Source organism: Streptomyces sp. NPDC091272 (assembly GCF_044757485.1).
In the GTDB taxonomy this organism is placed as follows: domain Bacteria; phylum Actinomycetota; class Actinomycetes; order Streptomycetales; family Streptomycetaceae; genus Streptomyces.
Genome location: NZ_JBIVVC010000005.1, coordinates 117,469 through 132,662 on the forward strand (window position 1 = coordinate 117,469; position 15,194 = coordinate 132,662).

General features: G+C 73.3%; 14 protein-coding genes. 11 read left to right on the top strand and 3 right to left on the bottom strand.

The genetic code is table 11. The annotated features are described in order from the left end of the window. The first annotated feature begins 95 nt into the window (after positions 1–95). The 6 genes from ACIQM4_RS16180 (at position 96) to ACIQM4_RS16205 (ending at position 7,113) form a co-directional block, all read left to right on the top strand. Complete coding sequence (locus tag ACIQM4_RS16180; protein ID WP_401591658.1) at positions 96–1,325, top strand: alpha/beta hydrolase; 1,230 nt, start codon at positions 96–98, stop codon at positions 1,323–1,325. A gap of 84 nt (positions 1,326–1,409) precedes the next feature. Then, positions 1,410–2,318, top strand: coding sequence for a DUF4429 domain-containing protein (locus tag ACIQM4_RS16185; RefSeq protein ID WP_401591660.1), 909 nt, complete (start codon positions 1,410–1,412; stop codon positions 2,316–2,318). A 122-nt stretch (positions 2,319–2,440) separates the two neighbouring features. After that, entirely contained in the window at positions 2,441–3,895 is a 1,455-nt protein-coding gene (locus ACIQM4_RS16190; RefSeq protein ID WP_401591662.1) for a sensor histidine kinase, read from the top strand. Beyond that, entirely contained in the window at positions 3,892–4,572 is a 681-nt protein-coding gene (locus ACIQM4_RS16195) for a response regulator (RefSeq protein WP_401591664.1), read from the top strand. Before ACIQM4_RS16190 ends, ACIQM4_RS16195 begins: the two co-directional genes overlap by 4 nt. A gap of 205 nt (positions 4,573–4,777) precedes the next feature. Further along, on the top strand, positions 4,778–5,800 hold the full coding sequence (locus ACIQM4_RS16200) for an alpha/beta hydrolase (RefSeq protein WP_401591666.1): 1,023 nt from the start codon (positions 4,778–4,780) through the stop codon (positions 5,798–5,800). A 101-nt stretch (positions 5,801–5,901) separates the two neighbouring features. Beyond that, entirely contained in the window at positions 5,902–7,113 is a 1,212-nt protein-coding gene (locus ACIQM4_RS16205; RefSeq protein WP_401591668.1) for an acyltransferase, read from the top strand. 54 nt (positions 7,114–7,167) lie between these two features. Here ACIQM4_RS16205 and ACIQM4_RS16210 read toward each other — a convergent pair whose 3' ends face one another. Continuing rightward, on the bottom strand, positions 7,168–8,202 hold the full coding sequence (locus ACIQM4_RS16210; RefSeq protein ID WP_401591670.1) for an aldo/keto reductase: 1,035 nt from the start codon (positions 8,200–8,202) through the stop codon (positions 7,168–7,170). A gap of 7 nt (positions 8,203–8,209) precedes the next feature. Next, positions 8,210–8,707 (bottom strand): MerR family transcriptional regulator, encoded by a 498-nt coding sequence (locus tag ACIQM4_RS16215; protein WP_401591672.1) that lies wholly within the window; start codon positions 8,705–8,707, stop codon positions 8,210–8,212. Positions 8,708–8,792: 85 nt separating this feature from the next. Between ACIQM4_RS16215 and ACIQM4_RS16220 the strand changes: the two genes are divergently transcribed. The 3 genes from ACIQM4_RS16220 (at position 8,793) to ACIQM4_RS16230 (ending at position 12,233) form a co-directional block, all read left to right on the top strand. Further along, entirely contained in the window at positions 8,793–9,269 is a 477-nt protein-coding gene (locus ACIQM4_RS16220; protein WP_401591674.1) for a GNAT family N-acetyltransferase, read from the top strand. Between the two features lie 75 nt (positions 9,270–9,344). Further along, positions 9,345–10,166, top strand: coding sequence for a serine hydrolase domain-containing protein (locus tag ACIQM4_RS16225; RefSeq protein ID WP_401591676.1), 822 nt, complete (start codon positions 9,345–9,347; stop codon positions 10,164–10,166). A 72-nt stretch (positions 10,167–10,238) separates the two neighbouring features. Next, complete coding sequence (locus ACIQM4_RS16230) at positions 10,239–12,233, top strand: serine/threonine protein kinase (RefSeq protein WP_401591678.1); 1,995 nt, start codon at positions 10,239–10,241, stop codon at positions 12,231–12,233. 25 nt (positions 12,234–12,258) lie between these two features. On the opposite strand, the gene ACIQM4_RS16235 is transcribed toward ACIQM4_RS16230, so the two are convergent. Then, entirely contained in the window at positions 12,259–12,915 is a 657-nt protein-coding gene (locus tag ACIQM4_RS16235; RefSeq protein WP_401591680.1) for a pirin family protein, read from the bottom strand. Between the two features lie 58 nt (positions 12,916–12,973). On the opposite strand from ACIQM4_RS16235, the gene ACIQM4_RS16240 reads away from it, so the two are divergent. Together ACIQM4_RS16240 and ACIQM4_RS16245 are read left to right on the top strand one after the other, a co-directional pair. After that, positions 12,974–14,182 carry a PucR family transcriptional regulator gene (locus ACIQM4_RS16240; RefSeq protein ID WP_401591682.1) on the top strand — a complete coding sequence of 403 codons (1,209 nt, stop codon included), beginning with the start codon at positions 12,974–12,976 and terminating at the stop codon, positions 14,180–14,182. A gap of 89 nt (positions 14,183–14,271) precedes the next feature. Next, complete coding sequence (locus ACIQM4_RS16245) at positions 14,272–15,192, top strand: ACP S-malonyltransferase (RefSeq protein ID WP_401591684.1); 921 nt, start codon at positions 14,272–14,274, stop codon at positions 15,190–15,192. Positions 15,193–15,194 lie beyond the last annotated feature (2 nt).

Here is a 15,194-nt window from a genome sequence, read left to right on the forward strand (position 1 = left end):
CCGCACACACAGCCTGACCATTACACCTTTATCGAAACGTGATCCGCGTCACGGAATGGACACGGGCCCCCGACCTTCTCCTAGGGTGTCCCGCAGTGACTTCCTTCGACTCCTCCCCCACCCTGACCGCGTGGCGGGCGCTGCTCGCCCTTGCCGTCGTGTTCGTGATGCTCGCGATCACCGGCTGGACCGCCCTCCACCACCAGCGCGACGACGACGTGTCCCTCACCGAGGCCTTCGCCGCCTGGCAGCACGGCCGCATCGACGGCCGGCAGCTGCCCGACCCGCAGGGCTCGCCACGTCAGGTGAGCCGTTTCTTCGACGGTCTCTCCGGGGGCCAGCGGAGCCGGCTGGTCCACCGGTACCCCCAGGTCGTGGGAAATCTCAACGGCGCTCCCGTCGCCCTGCGGTACGCCGCCAACCGGCGCGCGCTGGACCGGGCGCGCACCGCCGAGGAGAAACGGGTGCACGACTCCCGGCTCTCCCTGGCCGGACGGCAGGACGCCGACCGCCGGGCGCACCGGTTCGCGGCGCTGCTGCGGGGCGACCGGAAGGTCCTGGCGTTCGACCCGGACGGCGGCGGCCGGGTGGCCGAGGTCTTCGGCGACCTGGAGCGGGCCGAGCGCGTCTCGGTGGTCGTGCCGGGCGTCGACACGAACATCCTGAACTTCGAGCGCACCTACCTCCGCTACTCCTCCCCCGTCGGGATGGCGACCTCCTTGTACGACGCGGAGCGCGCGGCCGCCCCCGGCCGCCGGCTCGCCGTGATCGCCTGGGCGGACTACACCGCCCCGGTCGGGCTCGGCATGGACGCGATGGTGGGGACACCCGCGCAGGCGGGGGCCCGGCGGCTGGTCGCGCTGACCGAGGCGCTGCCCGGCGCCTCGTCCGTACCGGTGATGCTGTTCTGCCACAGCTACGGCTCGGTGGTCTGCGGCCTGGCGGCCAGAAAGCTCCCCGAGCGGGTCACCGACATCGCGGTGTCGGGCAGCCCCGGCATGCGGGCGGACAGCGCGGCCGGGCTGGGGGCGCGGGCCCGGGTGTGGGCGATGCGGGACGCCGACGACTGGATCCAGGACGTGCCGTACCTGGAGGTCGGCGGGCTCGGCCACGGGGCGGACCCGGTCTCGCCGGAGTTCGGGGCCAGGGTGCTCTCGGCCGCCGACTCCGTCGGGCACACCGGGTACTTCGTGCCGGGCACCGAGAGCATCGGCAACTTCGCGCGGATCGGCGTCGGCGCGTACACGGGGCTGAGCTGTGCGAGCGGGGAGACCTGCCGGGACGGGATCGACGACAACGGCCCCGGGGCCCACAGGAGTGTCTGAGGTGACCGACGCGCGTAGAAGTACCGAAATCGGGGCGACCTTCGAGGGGCGACGCGGGGGCGGGTGCCGCATACGATGAGCCGCATGGGTGATGTGCTGGCCGGAATTCATGCCACCTGGGAGTTCGACAGCGACTCCGTGCTCATCCGCTTCGAACGGGGGATACGAACACCGAAGCTGCTCTCCGCGCTCGGCGAGCGGCGCATTCCGCACGAGGCGCTGGCCGACGTGACGCTGACCCAGGGCAAGCGGGGCACGGTGGTGCTGCACGCGGTGCCGAGACCGGGCGCCGATCCGCTGATGGACGCGGCGGCGGGGCAGCTCAAGGAGAGCTACGACCCGTACCGCCTGGTGCTGCCCCCGGAGCGCGAGGTGCTCGCCGAGTACTACGCGGACGAACTGCGCCGGCGGGTGCGCGAGTCGTCGGGTGCCGGCGCCGTCGAGCCCGCGGACCGGTTCCTGGTGGCGGCGCCCGAGGGGCCGCTGCAGTTCAAGGCGTACGACGGCAGGGCGGGCTTCGACGGCACCCAGGTGACCTTCCGGTGGTTCTGGACGGGTGCGTCGTCCGCCAAGTGGAAGGTGGGCGACCAGAGTTTTCCGGTGGCCTCGCTGAGCGGTGTCGAGTGGCGTTCGCCCGACTTCTTCGACGGCCATCTGCGGCTGCTGCCGCGCGACGGGACGCCGGACGCCGGGCCGGGGCGGGCGCCGGGGCCGGCCGACCAGGACCCGGCCGCGGTGGTGTTCGGGCTGGGCTACGGCCCGGTGCACGAGTCGCTGCCGTTCGCGGCGGCGGTACTGGCGGCGGTTCGGAGCACGGTGCCGGCCGCGGTCGCCGACCGGGGCCGGGCGGTGGCCCCGGTGGTGGGCGCCGGCCGGCGTGACCCGGCGGACATCGCGGAGCGGATCCGTCACCTCGGGGAACTGCACCAGGCGGGCCTGGTCACGGACGACGAGTTCTCCGCGAAGAAGGCCGAACTGCTCGCGGAGCTGTAGCTGCGGCGCGGGCCTGCGGGCGGGCGCCCGGGACGGCCGCGGGTGATACCCCGGTACGAGGGTGAGCTCCGCACCACGGTATGACGTCGGGAAACGGGTGCGCTGCCTACGCTGAGGGAGCCATGAGAGAACCGAACCCGTCACCTCCCCCGCGCCCCGCCGCCCCGCCGATGCCCTCGGTCGCGCCCACCGCGGGCCCGGCCCCCGACGGCCCGGGAGGCACGGCCGCACGACGGCTGCGCGAGCTGCTGCACGCCGTCACCCACCCCTCGCACCCGCCGGAGCCACTGCTCGCGGACGCGCCGAAGCGCTGGCGGCGGCTGCTGCCGTACGCGGTGGTCCTCGTCGCCGTGCTCTCGCTCTTCCCGACCACCGTCGCCGTGCTCGTCAACGACTACGGGGTGGCCGGCGGCACCGCGGGGGCGCTCGCCGCGCTGGAGGTGCTGCCGCTGCTGCTGATGGGGCACCGCCCGCTCCAGACGTGCTGGATCGTCCTGCCCGCCGGGGTGGTCGGCAGCCTCTTCCTCCTCAACCGGCCGGGCGAGCAGGCCGGTTCCGTCTGGCCCTGGCCCCCGCCCACGATCGTCGGCCTGCTTCTGCTGCTCTTCGCGCTGGCACTGCGCGAGCGCCGCAGCGCGCTGGTCGGGGTGTGGCTGTTCGTCGCGGTGACCGGGATCGGACTGGGGCAGCTCCACCCCCGGGCCAGTGACGGCACCAATCTGCTGACCGTGGTGCTGAGCGCCGTCGTACTGGCCGTCGGCGGGGTGCTGCGGGAGCGCGGCGAGGTGCAGCGCAAGCTGGTGGAGCAGGAGACCATCAGCGAGGCGGAGCGCGCACACCGGACCCTCCTGGAGGAACGCACCCGCATCGCACGGGAGTTGCACGACGTGGTCGCGCACCACATGTCGGTGATCACCGTGCAGGCGGACTCGGCCCCTTACCGGATCGGCGGGCTCCCGGCCGGGGCACAGGAGGAGTTCGCGTCGATCGCGGCGAGCGCCCGGGAGTCGCTGACGGAGATGCGGCGGCTGCTCGTGGTGCTGCGCAGCGAGGGCGCCGAGGGCGAACGGGCCCCGCAGCCGGGGCTGGACAAGGTGCAGCAGCTGGTCGAGGCGACGGTACGGGCGGGGGTGCCCGCCGAGTTGTCGATGGCGCGGGACGTGCTGGGCGCGGGCCCCCGCAGCTGGGCGGTGCCGCAGGCGGTGGACCTCTCGGCGTACCGGATCGTGCAGGAGGCACTCGCCAACGTGGTGCGGCACGCACCGGGGGCGACGACCCGGGTGTCGGTGCGGGTGGAGGAACTGGACCTGCTGGTACTGGTCGTCAACGGGCCTGCCCCCGCCCCGGCCGCACGGGCCGGGGCCGCGCCGGTGGAGGCGGGGGGCGCGGGCGGTCACGGCCTGGTCGGGATGCGCGAGCGCGTACGGTTGACCGGCGGCACGCTGGACACCGGTCCGCTGCCGGACGGCGGCTTCCGGGTCGCGGCCCGGCTGCCGCTGACACCGGACCCGGACACGGCCCCTGACACCGCCGTCCCGGCCCGGAACCCGGCAGCGAAGGACTCCCCCGCCCCATGACCATTCGCGTGATCATCGTCGACGACCAGGCCATGGTGCGGGCCGGATTCGCCGCGCTGCTCTCGGCGCAGGCCGACATCGACGTGGTGGGAGAGGCGCCGGACGGACGGCAGGGCGTGGAGGTCAGCCGTCACACGCACCCGGACGTCGTACTGATGGACGTGCGGATGCCGGAGATGGACGGGCTGGCCGCCGCCCGGGAGCTCCTCAACCCGCCGACGGGGGTGGTGCACCTGCCGAAGGTGCTGATGCTGACCACCTTCGACGTGGACGACTACGTGTACGAGGCGCTGCGCGCGGGCGCGTCGGGTTTCCTGCTGAAGGACGCCCCGCCGGCCGACCTGATCGCAGCGGTACGGGTGGTGGCGGCGGGGGAGGCACTGCTGGCGCCGTCCGTGACACGCCGTCTGATCGCGGACTTCGCCGCACAGCGACCCGCACAGCGCCGCGACCCCGGCCTGCGGCTGAAGGGGCTGACCCCGCGTGAGACGGAGGTCCTGGAGCTGATCGCCCGGGGGCTGTCCAACCAGGAGATCGCGGACCGGCTGATCCTCGCCGAGCAGACGGTGAAGACCCACATCGGACGGGTCCTCGCCAAACTCGGCCTGCGGGACCGCGCCCAGGCGGTGATCTTCGCGTACGAGTCCGGGCTGGTCTCCCCGGGCGACGCGCCCTGACCTCGGCCTCTGCGTCGCCGCGGGGTAGCCCGTAGCCCCGGAGGTGGGGTCAGCACCACCCTCCCACCTGCGGAAAACCTCCAGTACTGCGGTATCACCCGGGAGTTGGCACCGTGGTGTGACGCCCCGGGCGGTGTCCTCTTCCTACCTTCCTCTGCATCAAGGCGTACGCGGCAGACCGTACGCGGCAGAGAGGGGCGGGGACATGCACCGGTTCAAGAGGACCCTGGCGGCCTTCGCCATGGTGGCGTCCGTGGTCGGCGGCACCGCCGGCTGGGCCTCCGCCGGGGCGCAGAGCGCCGTGACCGGCCCGCCGCCCGGCGCGGCCGCCTGGCGGAGCGAGGGGCTGATCGATCCGGCCACCGCCACCCCTTCCCAAGTGGCCGCGTTCTTCGCCGGTTTGGACGAGCGCCGGCGGGACGACCTCGTACGCCGGCATCCCCTGACGGTCGGCAACCTGGACGGCGCGCCCGTCGCTCTGCGGTACGCCGCCAACCGGGCGGCCCTCGCAGCCGACGGCAGGTTCGCCAGGCTGCTCGCCCCCGGGAGGCAGATCCTCGCCTTCGACCCGCGCGGCCGCGGCCAGGTGGCCGAGGTGTACGGGGACCTGACCCGTGCCCGCCACGTGTCGGTGGTGGTGCCCGGCTCGGACATCGACGCCTCGACGTACGACCGGGCGAAGGACCCGTACGGCACGCCGGCCGGCATGGCGAAAAGCCTGCGCGGCGCAACTCGCCCCGGCAGCACGGCAGTTGTGGCCTGGGTCGGCTACACCACCCCCGTCGGCGTCGGTGTCGACGCCGCGTCCGGCGCGCTCGCCGAAGCGGGCGCCGAACGGCTGAGCCGGTTCGTCGCCGGTCTGGACGCGGTGGGCGTCGACGATCCCGCCGTGTTCTGCCACAGCTACGGGTCGGTGGTGTGCGGGCTGGCCGCACCTCGCCTGGACGCAGCCGACATCGTGGCGCTCGCCTCCCCCGGAATGCGGGTGGACGACGCGGCGGACCTGCGGACCGGGGCGCGGGTGTGGGCGGCCAAGGACCCCACGGACTGGATCGACAACGTGCCGAACGTGCAGGTGCTGGGGGTGGGGCACGGCGCGGACCCGGCGTCCGCCTCGTTCGGCGCCCGCCGGATACCGACGGCAGGGGCGCACGGGCACACCGGCTACTTCGCACCCGGGACGGACTCCCTCCGGGCCTTCGCGGCGATCGCGGAGGGACGGACATGAGCCCCGCCCGAGTTGTTCGCGGCGCCCACGGCGGGACGGACATGAGCATCCCCGCCCCCGCCCCCTCTCCCACCCCCGCCTCCTCCACAAGGACGTCCAGGATGAGCCTCTCCGCACTCGCCGCCAAGGTCGACGCCCGTACCCCCGCCCACCGTGACCGTGCCGTCGACGGGCTCCGGGCGCTCGCGCTGCTCGCCGTGCCGACCGGGCACTGGCTGCTCGGCGGGTTCACCGTCGACGCCGGGTCCGGTGCGCTGCACAACGCCAGCCCGCTCTCCACCTTCACGGGCCTGGCCCCCGCCAGCTGGATCCTCCAGATGCTCGGCATCTTCTTCCTGGTCGGCGGCTACGCCTCCGTCCTCTCCTACCACCGGCGCAAGGGGTCAGGCGGGGAGTGGCTGAGGAGCAGGCTCGTGCGGCTCGGCCGGCCCGTCCTCGGGGTGACCGCCGTCTGGGCGCTGCTGGTCCCCGTCCTGTTCGCGCTCGGGGTGCCCGAGGCGACCCTGCGCACCGGCGCGAAACTGGTGGTGCAGCCACTGTGGTTCGTCGCCGTGTATGCGGTGATCACCGCGCTCACCCCGCTGTGCGTCCGGGCCGCCCGTCGGCTGGGCGTGTGGTCGGCGGCCCCGCTGATCGGCTCCGTGGCGGTCGTCGACCTCCTCCGCTACGGCCCGTACTCCGATGCGATGCCGTCCTGGCTGAGCCTGCTCAACCTGCTTCCCGGCTGGCTCTTCGCCTACCAACTCGGCGTCGCCTGGGGCGAGAAGAGGCTCAGCAGGAAGGCCGCGTACGTCCTGCTCGTCGGCGGCACCGTGCTGTTCGCGGCACTTCTCCTCGCGTTCCACTACCCGGCGTCGATGGTCGGCGTCCCCGGTCAGGAGCGCACCAACTCCCACCCTCCGTCGCTGCTCGTCCTCGCGCTCGCCGCCGCCCAGAGCGGCGCCGCCGTCCTGCTCAGGGACCGCATCGGCGCGCTGCTGCGGCGCCCGGCGCTGTGGGCGCCCGTGGTCGTCATCAACCTCTCCGCGATGACGATCCTGTGCTGGCACCAGACCGCGATGCTCGCCGCCGCCGTCCCCGGTTCGTACCTCGCCGCCGTGCCCGGTCTGACCTCCGCCCCCGAGACGCCTGGCTGGATCGCGGCGCGGATCGCGTGGCTGCCGCTGTTCGCGCTGCTGCTGGTGGTGATCGGGAAGTACACCCGGGTCTTCGAGCACCCGAAGGCAGCGGCCCTGAACACGACGAAGGCCCGCCGGGCAGTCGCGGGACTGCTCGCGGCGGGCTTCACCGTCTTCGCGCTGGGACTGGCGTGAGCGGCGGGGCCGTCCCGGCGGACGGCCCCGCCGGTCCCGCCCCGGTAGGTCCCGTTACTCCCGGCCCGCGGAGGTGAACGACATGTCCGCGTACCGGCCGCCCGCCACCTGCCCCGCGATCGGCTCCAGGAGCGCCAGCTCGTCGGCACCGAGGACCAGGCGGGTCGCGGAGGTGTTCTCCTCGACGCGGGTGCGCTTGCGGGTGCCCGGGATCGGAACCACCGAAAGACCGTGCACCCGCGCCTGCTGCTGCACCCAGGCGAGCGCGACCTGGCCGGGCGTGACGCCCCGGGCGCGGGCGATCTCGCGGATCGGCTCCAGGAGCGCGCCGTTCGCCTCGGCGTTGTCACCGTTGAAGCGGGGGTGGTGGCGGCGGAAGTCCCCTTCCGTGAGGTCCTTCTCCGCGCTGGCGAAGGATCCGGTGAGGAAGCCGCGGCCGAGCGGCGAGTACGCGACCAGGGTCGCGCCCAGCTCGGCGACCGCGGGGACAACGCCCTTCTCGATGTCCCGGCTGAACAGCGACCACTCCGACTGCACCGCCGCGATCGGGTGCACCGCGTGGGCGGCCCGCAGCTCGCCGGCGGTCACCTCGCTCAGCCCGAGCTGCTTGACCTTGCCGGCCGCGACCAGCTCGGCCATCACGCCGACGGTCTCCTCGATCGGAATGTTCACGTCGCGCCGGTGCATGTAGTAGAGGTCGATGACATCGACGTCGAGACGGCTCAGGCTGTCGTCGATGCAGGTGCGGATGTAGGCGGGGTCGTTGTTGATGATCCGCTTGGTGTTGTCCACCGGGTCGATGCCCAGCGCGAACTTGGTGGCGATGGTGATCTCGTCCCGGTGCGCCGCGACGAAGGGGGCGAGGAACTTCTCGTTCTCCCCGTCCCCGTAGGCGTCCGCCGTGTCGTACAGGGTGACGCCCAGCTCCAGCGCCCGCTCCAGGGTGGCGCGCGCCTCGTCCGCGTCGGTCGGCCCGTAGGCGAAGCTCATGCCCATGCAGCCGAGGCCCTGGACACCGACCTCGGGGCCGTCGGCTCCGAGGCGGGTGGTGGCCATGGGGGTGGTGGAAAACGCGTTGCTGGTGTTCATGTAGCTGTCAGTACCTCTCCGACGCCCGACGGGCGTCCGCATAAACATCGATCTTGTAATCCAGTACGCCGAGGGTGTCCCGGAGCTCCTCGATCCGTGCCCGCACGGCACGACGGGTCTCCTCCAGCAGCTCCTGCCGCGCCTCGAAGGTGTGCTCGCCCTCGCGCACCAGCTCCGCGTACCGCACCATGCCGGCGACCGGCATCCCGGTCAGCCGCAGCTTGGTGACGAACGCCAGCCAGTCCAGATCCCTGTTGCGGAACCTGCGCTGACCGGTGTGCGAACGGTCCACGTGCGGCATCAGGCCGATCCGCTCGTACCAGCGCAGGGTGTGCGCGCTCAGCCCGGTGACCTGGGCCACCTCACTGATCGTGTAGTGGTCGCGTCCCTCGGGCAGGGGGTGCCGCCCGTCGGGGGCGCAGCCGCGCGGCTGAGCCTGCGGCTCCTCCTCCGCGAGGCGTACGGGCTGTACGGGGCGTACGGGGCTGCTGTCGATCACCGTCATGCCCTCCAAGCTATGACCTTGGAGTGCACTCGAAGCAAGCGGATACCGGAGGAGATTTTCTGGGCCCGCGGTTAATCTGCCCCGCATGAGTGACGGAACCATACGCCGCGCGACCGCCCAGGACGCCCCTGAGGTGCTGCGCCTGCGTCAAGTGATGATCGACTCGATGGAGGGCTCCGACACCTCCACCGACTGGCACGGGGCGGCCCTCCCGGTGCTCCGCAAGCAGCTCGCCGCCCCCGACCCGGCCTTCGTGGCCTTCGTGGCGGACCACCCGGGGCTTCCCGGCAGGCTCTGCTCCCTCGTCTGCGGCACCCTCGAATACCGGATCGGCAACCCGGCCACCCCGGAGGGGCTGTACGGCTACGTGTTCAGCGTGGCGACCGACCCCGACCAGCGGCGCCGGGGCCTGGCCAGGGCGGGCATGGAGTCGCTGCTCGACTGGTTCCGGGCGCACGGCGCGACGACGGTCGACCTGGGCGCCTCCCCCGAGGCCGAGCCGCTGTACGTCTCCATGGGGTTCCGCCGCAAGGCCGCCCCGGTACTGCGCCTCCAGCTCTGAAGGCTCGTGGGGCCGGGACGCCCCGAGGCGCCGGTCCCCGGGCCCCGCGCGACGGCCCAACCGTAGACTCGCCCCATGCAGAGCGTGACGATGATCGAGTCCTGGCCGGTACCCACCGCCGCAGCAGCCGTCGTACGGGCGGACGGCACCGTCCTCGGGCAGCACGGCCCGACCGGGCACCGCTTCCCCCTCGCCTCCGTCTCCAAGCCGCTCGGTGCGTACGCGGCGCTGGTGGCGTACGAGGAGGGCGCGATCGAGCTCGACGAACCGGCGGGGCCCCCCGGCTCCACGGTCCGCCACCTGCTCGCCCACACCAGCGGCCTCGCCTACGACGAGCCCCGCGTCACCTCCGAGCCGGGCGCCCGCCGCCTCTACTCCAACGCGGGCTTCGACGCCCTCGGCGACCACATCGCCAAGGCCACCGAGATCCCGTTCCCCGACTACCTGCGCCAGGCCGTCCTGGAACCCCTCGGCATGACCGCCACCACCATGGACGGCTCCCCTGCGCGCGACGGCGTCTCCACCGTCGACGACCTGACCCGCTTCGCCGCCGAACTCCAGGCCCCCCGCCTGCTCGACCCCCGCACGGTCGCCGAGGCCACCCTGACCGTGCACTACCCCGCGACCAAGGGCGTCCTGCCGGGCTTCGGCCACCAGAACCCCAACGACTGGGGCCTCGGCTTCGAGATCCGTGACTCCAAGTCCCCGCACTGGACCGGAAGTTCGTCCTCCCCCCGCACCTTCGGCCACTTCGGCCAGTCCGGCACCTTCCTCCTGGTCGACCCGGACGCAGGCCTGGCGATCGTCGCCCTGACCGACCGCGTCTTCGGCCCGTGGGCGGCAGAGGCCTGGCCGCCCTTCGTCGACGCGGTACTGGCGGAGGCGCGGACGGCCTGAGCGGGCGCGCCCCCCGGCCCGGTACCCTCCCTCACGGTATTCGTGGCGCACGGTGGACGACGGGGAGAGCTGATGCACGAGGGCATGGGGACAGGTGGGCAGTTCCATCCACTGGAGGGCAACGACCCCCGCACGGTGGCGAGTTACCGCATCGCGGCGCGGCTCGGAGCGGGTGGGATGGGGCAGGTGTACCTGTCGCACACGCCCGGCGGGCATCCGATCGCCGTCAAGGTGATCCGGCCGGAGCTCGGGGACGACCCCGGGTTCCGGCAGCGGTTCCGGCTGGAGGTGCAGGCGGCGCAGCGGGTGCAGGGGCTGTACACCGCGCCGGTCATCGACTTCGACACCGAGGGCGGCCGGCCGTGGCTGGCGACGGCGTACGTTCCGGGTCCCTCCCTCGCCGTGGCCGTGTCCCGGCACGGGCGGCTCCCGGTCCCCGCGGTGCTGCGGCTGCTCGCCGGGATGGCGGAGGCGCTGAAGGTCATCCACGGCGCCGGCATCGTGCACCGTGACCTGAAGCCCGCGAACGTACTGCTGGCGTCGGACGGGCCCCGGGTCATCGACTTCGGCATCGCCCGCGCCGCGGACGCGACCGCCCTCACGGGTACCGGGATCACCGTCGGCACCCCCGCCTTCATGTCGCCGGAGCAGGCCGAGGGCAAGGAGGTCGGCCCGGCGTCGGACGTCTTCGCGCTGGGGCAGGTCGGCGTGTACGCGGCGCTCGGCAACACGGCGTACGGCGAGGGCAATTCGCATGCCGTGCTGTACCGCATCGTGCACGAGGAGCCCGATCTGGCCGGGCTGCCCGAGGAGTTGGGGTTCCTCGCGCGGTGCCTGGTGAAGGATCCGGCGCAGCGCCCGGAGCCCGCCGAGATCATCGAGCTGTGCCAGGCCGCATCGGCCACCCCGCTGAGCCAGCGCGGGAGTTGGCTGCCCGAACCGATGTCCGAGGACATCGACCGGCGGACCCGCGCGTCGGCGCGCATGCTGACGGAGATGTCGGTGCTGCGGCCGGGCGGCGAGGGCGGTGCACCGGCGGCACACCCGCCGACCGAACCGGGCGCCGCGCACACACCGGCCGCCGGCCCCGGCGACGCGCACAACCCGAACTCGGGGCCCGGCGACGCGCACGGCCCCGCCGCCTCGCCCGGTCATCCGCACGACCCGGCCGCCGGGCCCGTCGGTCCGCCCTTGGCCCCCTCGACTCCCCCCGGCGGCTTCGCCGACCTGCCGACCTCCGCCTCGGCGCACACCCCGCCGCCGTACCCCGGCAGTTACCCGGGCCCCGGGCAGGTTCCCCAGCCCGGTGTGGGCCCGCACACCGGCGGCCCGCACACCGGCCCCTCGTACCCCGGTACGTACCCGGGCACGTATCCGGGCCAGCACCCCACCACTCCCCCGCCGCACAGCCTGCACGCCGCCCCCTACCCCACGGGGCCCCAGCCCGGCTGGACGCCGCAGCCGCCGCCCAGGAAGAAGATGCCCGGCGGCGTCCTCGCCCTCATCGTCATCGCCGCGGTCCTGCTCCCGGTCGGTGGCTGTGCGGCGCTCCTGGCGAACATGGCCGACGACGCCAGGAAGGACCGGGCCGGCGGTGGCGCCTCCTCCGGGCCCTCCCGTTCCGCGGACGGCAAGGGCAGTGCGCGGCCCGATCCCAAGCCCGTCTCGTACAAGGGCGTGAACCTGACGCGGAACTACTACATCCGGTTCGCCGACTCCCCGCCCAGGCCGATCGACGACAGCGACGCCGCCTACAACGACGACGCGGACTTCTACTACTGGAGCAACGACCACTACCTGGGCAGCAACGGCGAGAAGATCTCCCTGCTGAACAATTCCCAGAAGGGCTCGCTGGGGACCTGCCGCGACGAGACCCGCTACACCGAGCGCCTCACGCTCAGCCAGGTCTCCCCCGGCTCCCAGATCTGCGTCCACACGCGGTCGGGCCACATCGGCCTGGTCACCTTCCGCGGCCGGTCCTCCGCCTCCGACCCCAGCGACTACGTCACGCTCGACCTCACGCTGTGGCGCAACGCGGAGGAGCCGTCGAAGGAGTCCGTCTTCTGAGGCGCGGGCACCGTCCTGGTGGCGGTCAGCGGCCGGCCGGGAGCTCCCACACCAGTACCTCGGCCGCCGTGACCGCCGTCAGTTCCAGGTCCGCCGCGTCCTCGGCCCGCACCGAGTCGCCCGCTCCCAGCTCCTCGTCGCCGCACGCCACTTCGCCCCGTACGACGTGGACGTACGCCGTCCCGGGCAGCGGCGCCCGCTCGCCGGGGCCCAGGCGCCGTACGTGCAGCGTGACGCCCGCCGCCGGGATCTCGTAGGGGGTGGCGTCGGCGATGCCCCGCACCAGTTCGTACCCGGGGTCACCGCCGGGGGTCAGGGGCGCGAACCACATCTGCACGAAGGTCAGCGGCGTGGGGCCCGCGTTGCGCTCGACGTGCCGCACCCCGTCCGCCGCGCTGAGGTGCTGGACGTCCCCGGGGCGCACGGTCGTGGCGTGACCCGCCGAGTCGAGGTGGGTGAGCTCGCCCTCGACCACCCAGGTGACGATCTCGGTGTGGCTGTGCGGGTGTTCACCGAAGCCGGCGCCGGGCGCGAGGCGCTCCTCGTTGCAGGCCAGTACGGGCCCGAAGCGGAGGTTGTCCGGGTCGTAGAAGTGCCCGAAGGAGAAGGCGTGCAGGGACTCGATGCCCGCGGCCGGGTCGCCGCCGCGGTAGCGGTCCGTGGAACGTCGCAGGGCTGTCACGCGACCACGGTAGCCCCGGCACACCGCGCCAGGGCGCCGATAAGGCAGTCTTGTCCCCGTGCCCCGACCCGATCCAGAGCAGCAGCCCGAGCCCGCCGCCCCCGCCGCCCACCCGCACTCAGCGACCCTCAAGCGGCTGGAGCAGTCCTCCGGCAGCCTCGCCGCGAGCGCCATCGCGCGCATGGACGAGACGCTGCCCTGGTACCGGGCGATGCCGCCGGAGAACCGGTCGTGGATCGGTCTGGTCGCCCAGGCCGGCATCGCGGCGTTCACGGAGTGGTTCCGCCGTCCCAAGGCCCCGCAGGCCATCTCCACGGACGTCTTCGGGACCGCGCCGCGCGAGCTGACCCGGGCGATCACCCTGCGCCAGACCGTCGAGATGGTGCGCACCACGATCGAGGTCATGGAGTCGGCGATCGAGGAGGTCGCCGCCCCCGGCGACGAGTCCGTGCTGCGCGAGGCGCTGCTCGTGTACGCGCGGGAGATCGCCTTCGCGACCGCCCAGGTGTACGCGCAGGCCGCCGAGGCGCGGGGGGCCTGGGACGCGCGGCTGGAGTCCCTGGTCGTGAACGCGGTGCTCTCCGGCGAGGCCGACGAGGGCGCCGTCTCACGGGCCGCCGCACTCGGCTGGAACTCGCCCGAGCACGTGTGCGTGGTGCTCGGCACCGCACCCGACGGCGACTCCGAGCTGACCGTGGAGGCGATCCGGCGGGCCGCGCGGCACGCCAAGCTCCAGGTGCTGACCGGGGTGCTGGGATCGCGTCTGGTCGTCATCGCGGGCGGCAGCGACAACCCGTTGCAGGTCGCCAAGGGGCTGATCGGCCCGTACGCGGCGGGTCCCGTCGTGGCCGGTCCCGTCGTGCCCGACCTCCTCGCGGCCACGAGGTCCGCGCAGGCCGCCGCCGCCGGACTCAAGGCCTGCACCGCCTGGCAGGACGCCCCGCGGCCCGTTCTGGCGGACGATCTGCTGCCGGAACGGGCAATCGCCTCGGACCCTGCGGCCAGGGTCCAGCTGGTGGAGGAGATCTACAGACCGCTGGAGGAGGCGGGCTCCGCGCTCCTGGAGACGCTGAGCGTCTATCTGGAGCAGGCCTCCAGTCTTGAGGGAGCTGCCAGGATGCTCTTCGTGCACCCCAACACCGTGCGCTACCGGCTGCGACGTGTGACAGACGTCACCGGCTGGTCCCCCTCGGACGTCCGCTCGGCCTTTACGCTCCGTATCGCCCTCATCCTGGGGCGCCTGGCCGACGGCGAGCCGTCGTCCTAGACTTTTGTTGGATACAAACAATTCCCCCGTCGGTTCTTCGTCCCAGTCCCCACGGGCAGAAGACGCCGCCCACAAGAGAGAGTGTGAGGGTGCTCGTACTCGTCGCTCCCGGCCAAGGCGCTCAGACGCCCGGCTTCCTGACCCCCTGGCTCGACCTTCCCGGCGCCGCCGACCGCATCGCGGCCTGGTCGGACGCCATCGGGCTCGACCTTGCCCACTACGGCACGAAGGCCGACGCCGACGCCATCCGTGACACCGCCGTCGCCCAGCCGCTGCTGGTCGCCGCCGGTCTGCTCTCGGCGTCCGCGCTCGGCGACACCTCAGGCGTCGGCGCCGTCGCCGGACACAGCGTCGGTGAGATCACCGCCGCCGCGTTCGCCGGGGTGCTGAGCGAGGACGCCGCGCTCCGGTTCGTCCGGACGCGGGGACTCGGCATGGCGGAGGCCGCCGCCGTCACCGAGACCGGCATGGCCGCCCTGCTCGGCGGTGATCCCGAGGTGACCGTCGCACATCTGCACAAGCTCGGCCTGACCCCGGCGAACGTGAACGGCGCGGGCCAGATCGTCGCCGCCGGCACCGCCGAGCAGCTCGCCGCGCTGGAGGCCGACAAGCCGGAGGGGGTGCGCAAGGTCGTGGCCCTGAAGGTCGCGGGCGCGTTCCACACCGCGCACATGGCCCCCGCCGTCGCCGAACTCGGCAAGGCCGCCCAGGACCTGGCGGTGTCCGACCCCACCCTGACGTACGTCTCGAACGCCGACGGCAAGACCGTTGTCTCCGGCTCCGAGGTCGTCTCGCGCCTGGTCAGCCAGGTCTCCAACCCGGTCCGCTGGGACCTGTGCATGGAGACCTTCCAGGAGCTGGGCGCGACCGCGATGATCGAGCTCTGCCCCGGCGGCACGCTGGTCGGGCTGGCCAAGCGCGCCATGAAGGGCACCAAGACCCTCGCGCTCAAGACCCCCGACGACCTCGACGCGGCCCGCGCGCTCCTCGCCGAGCACGCGAGCGCGTAAAG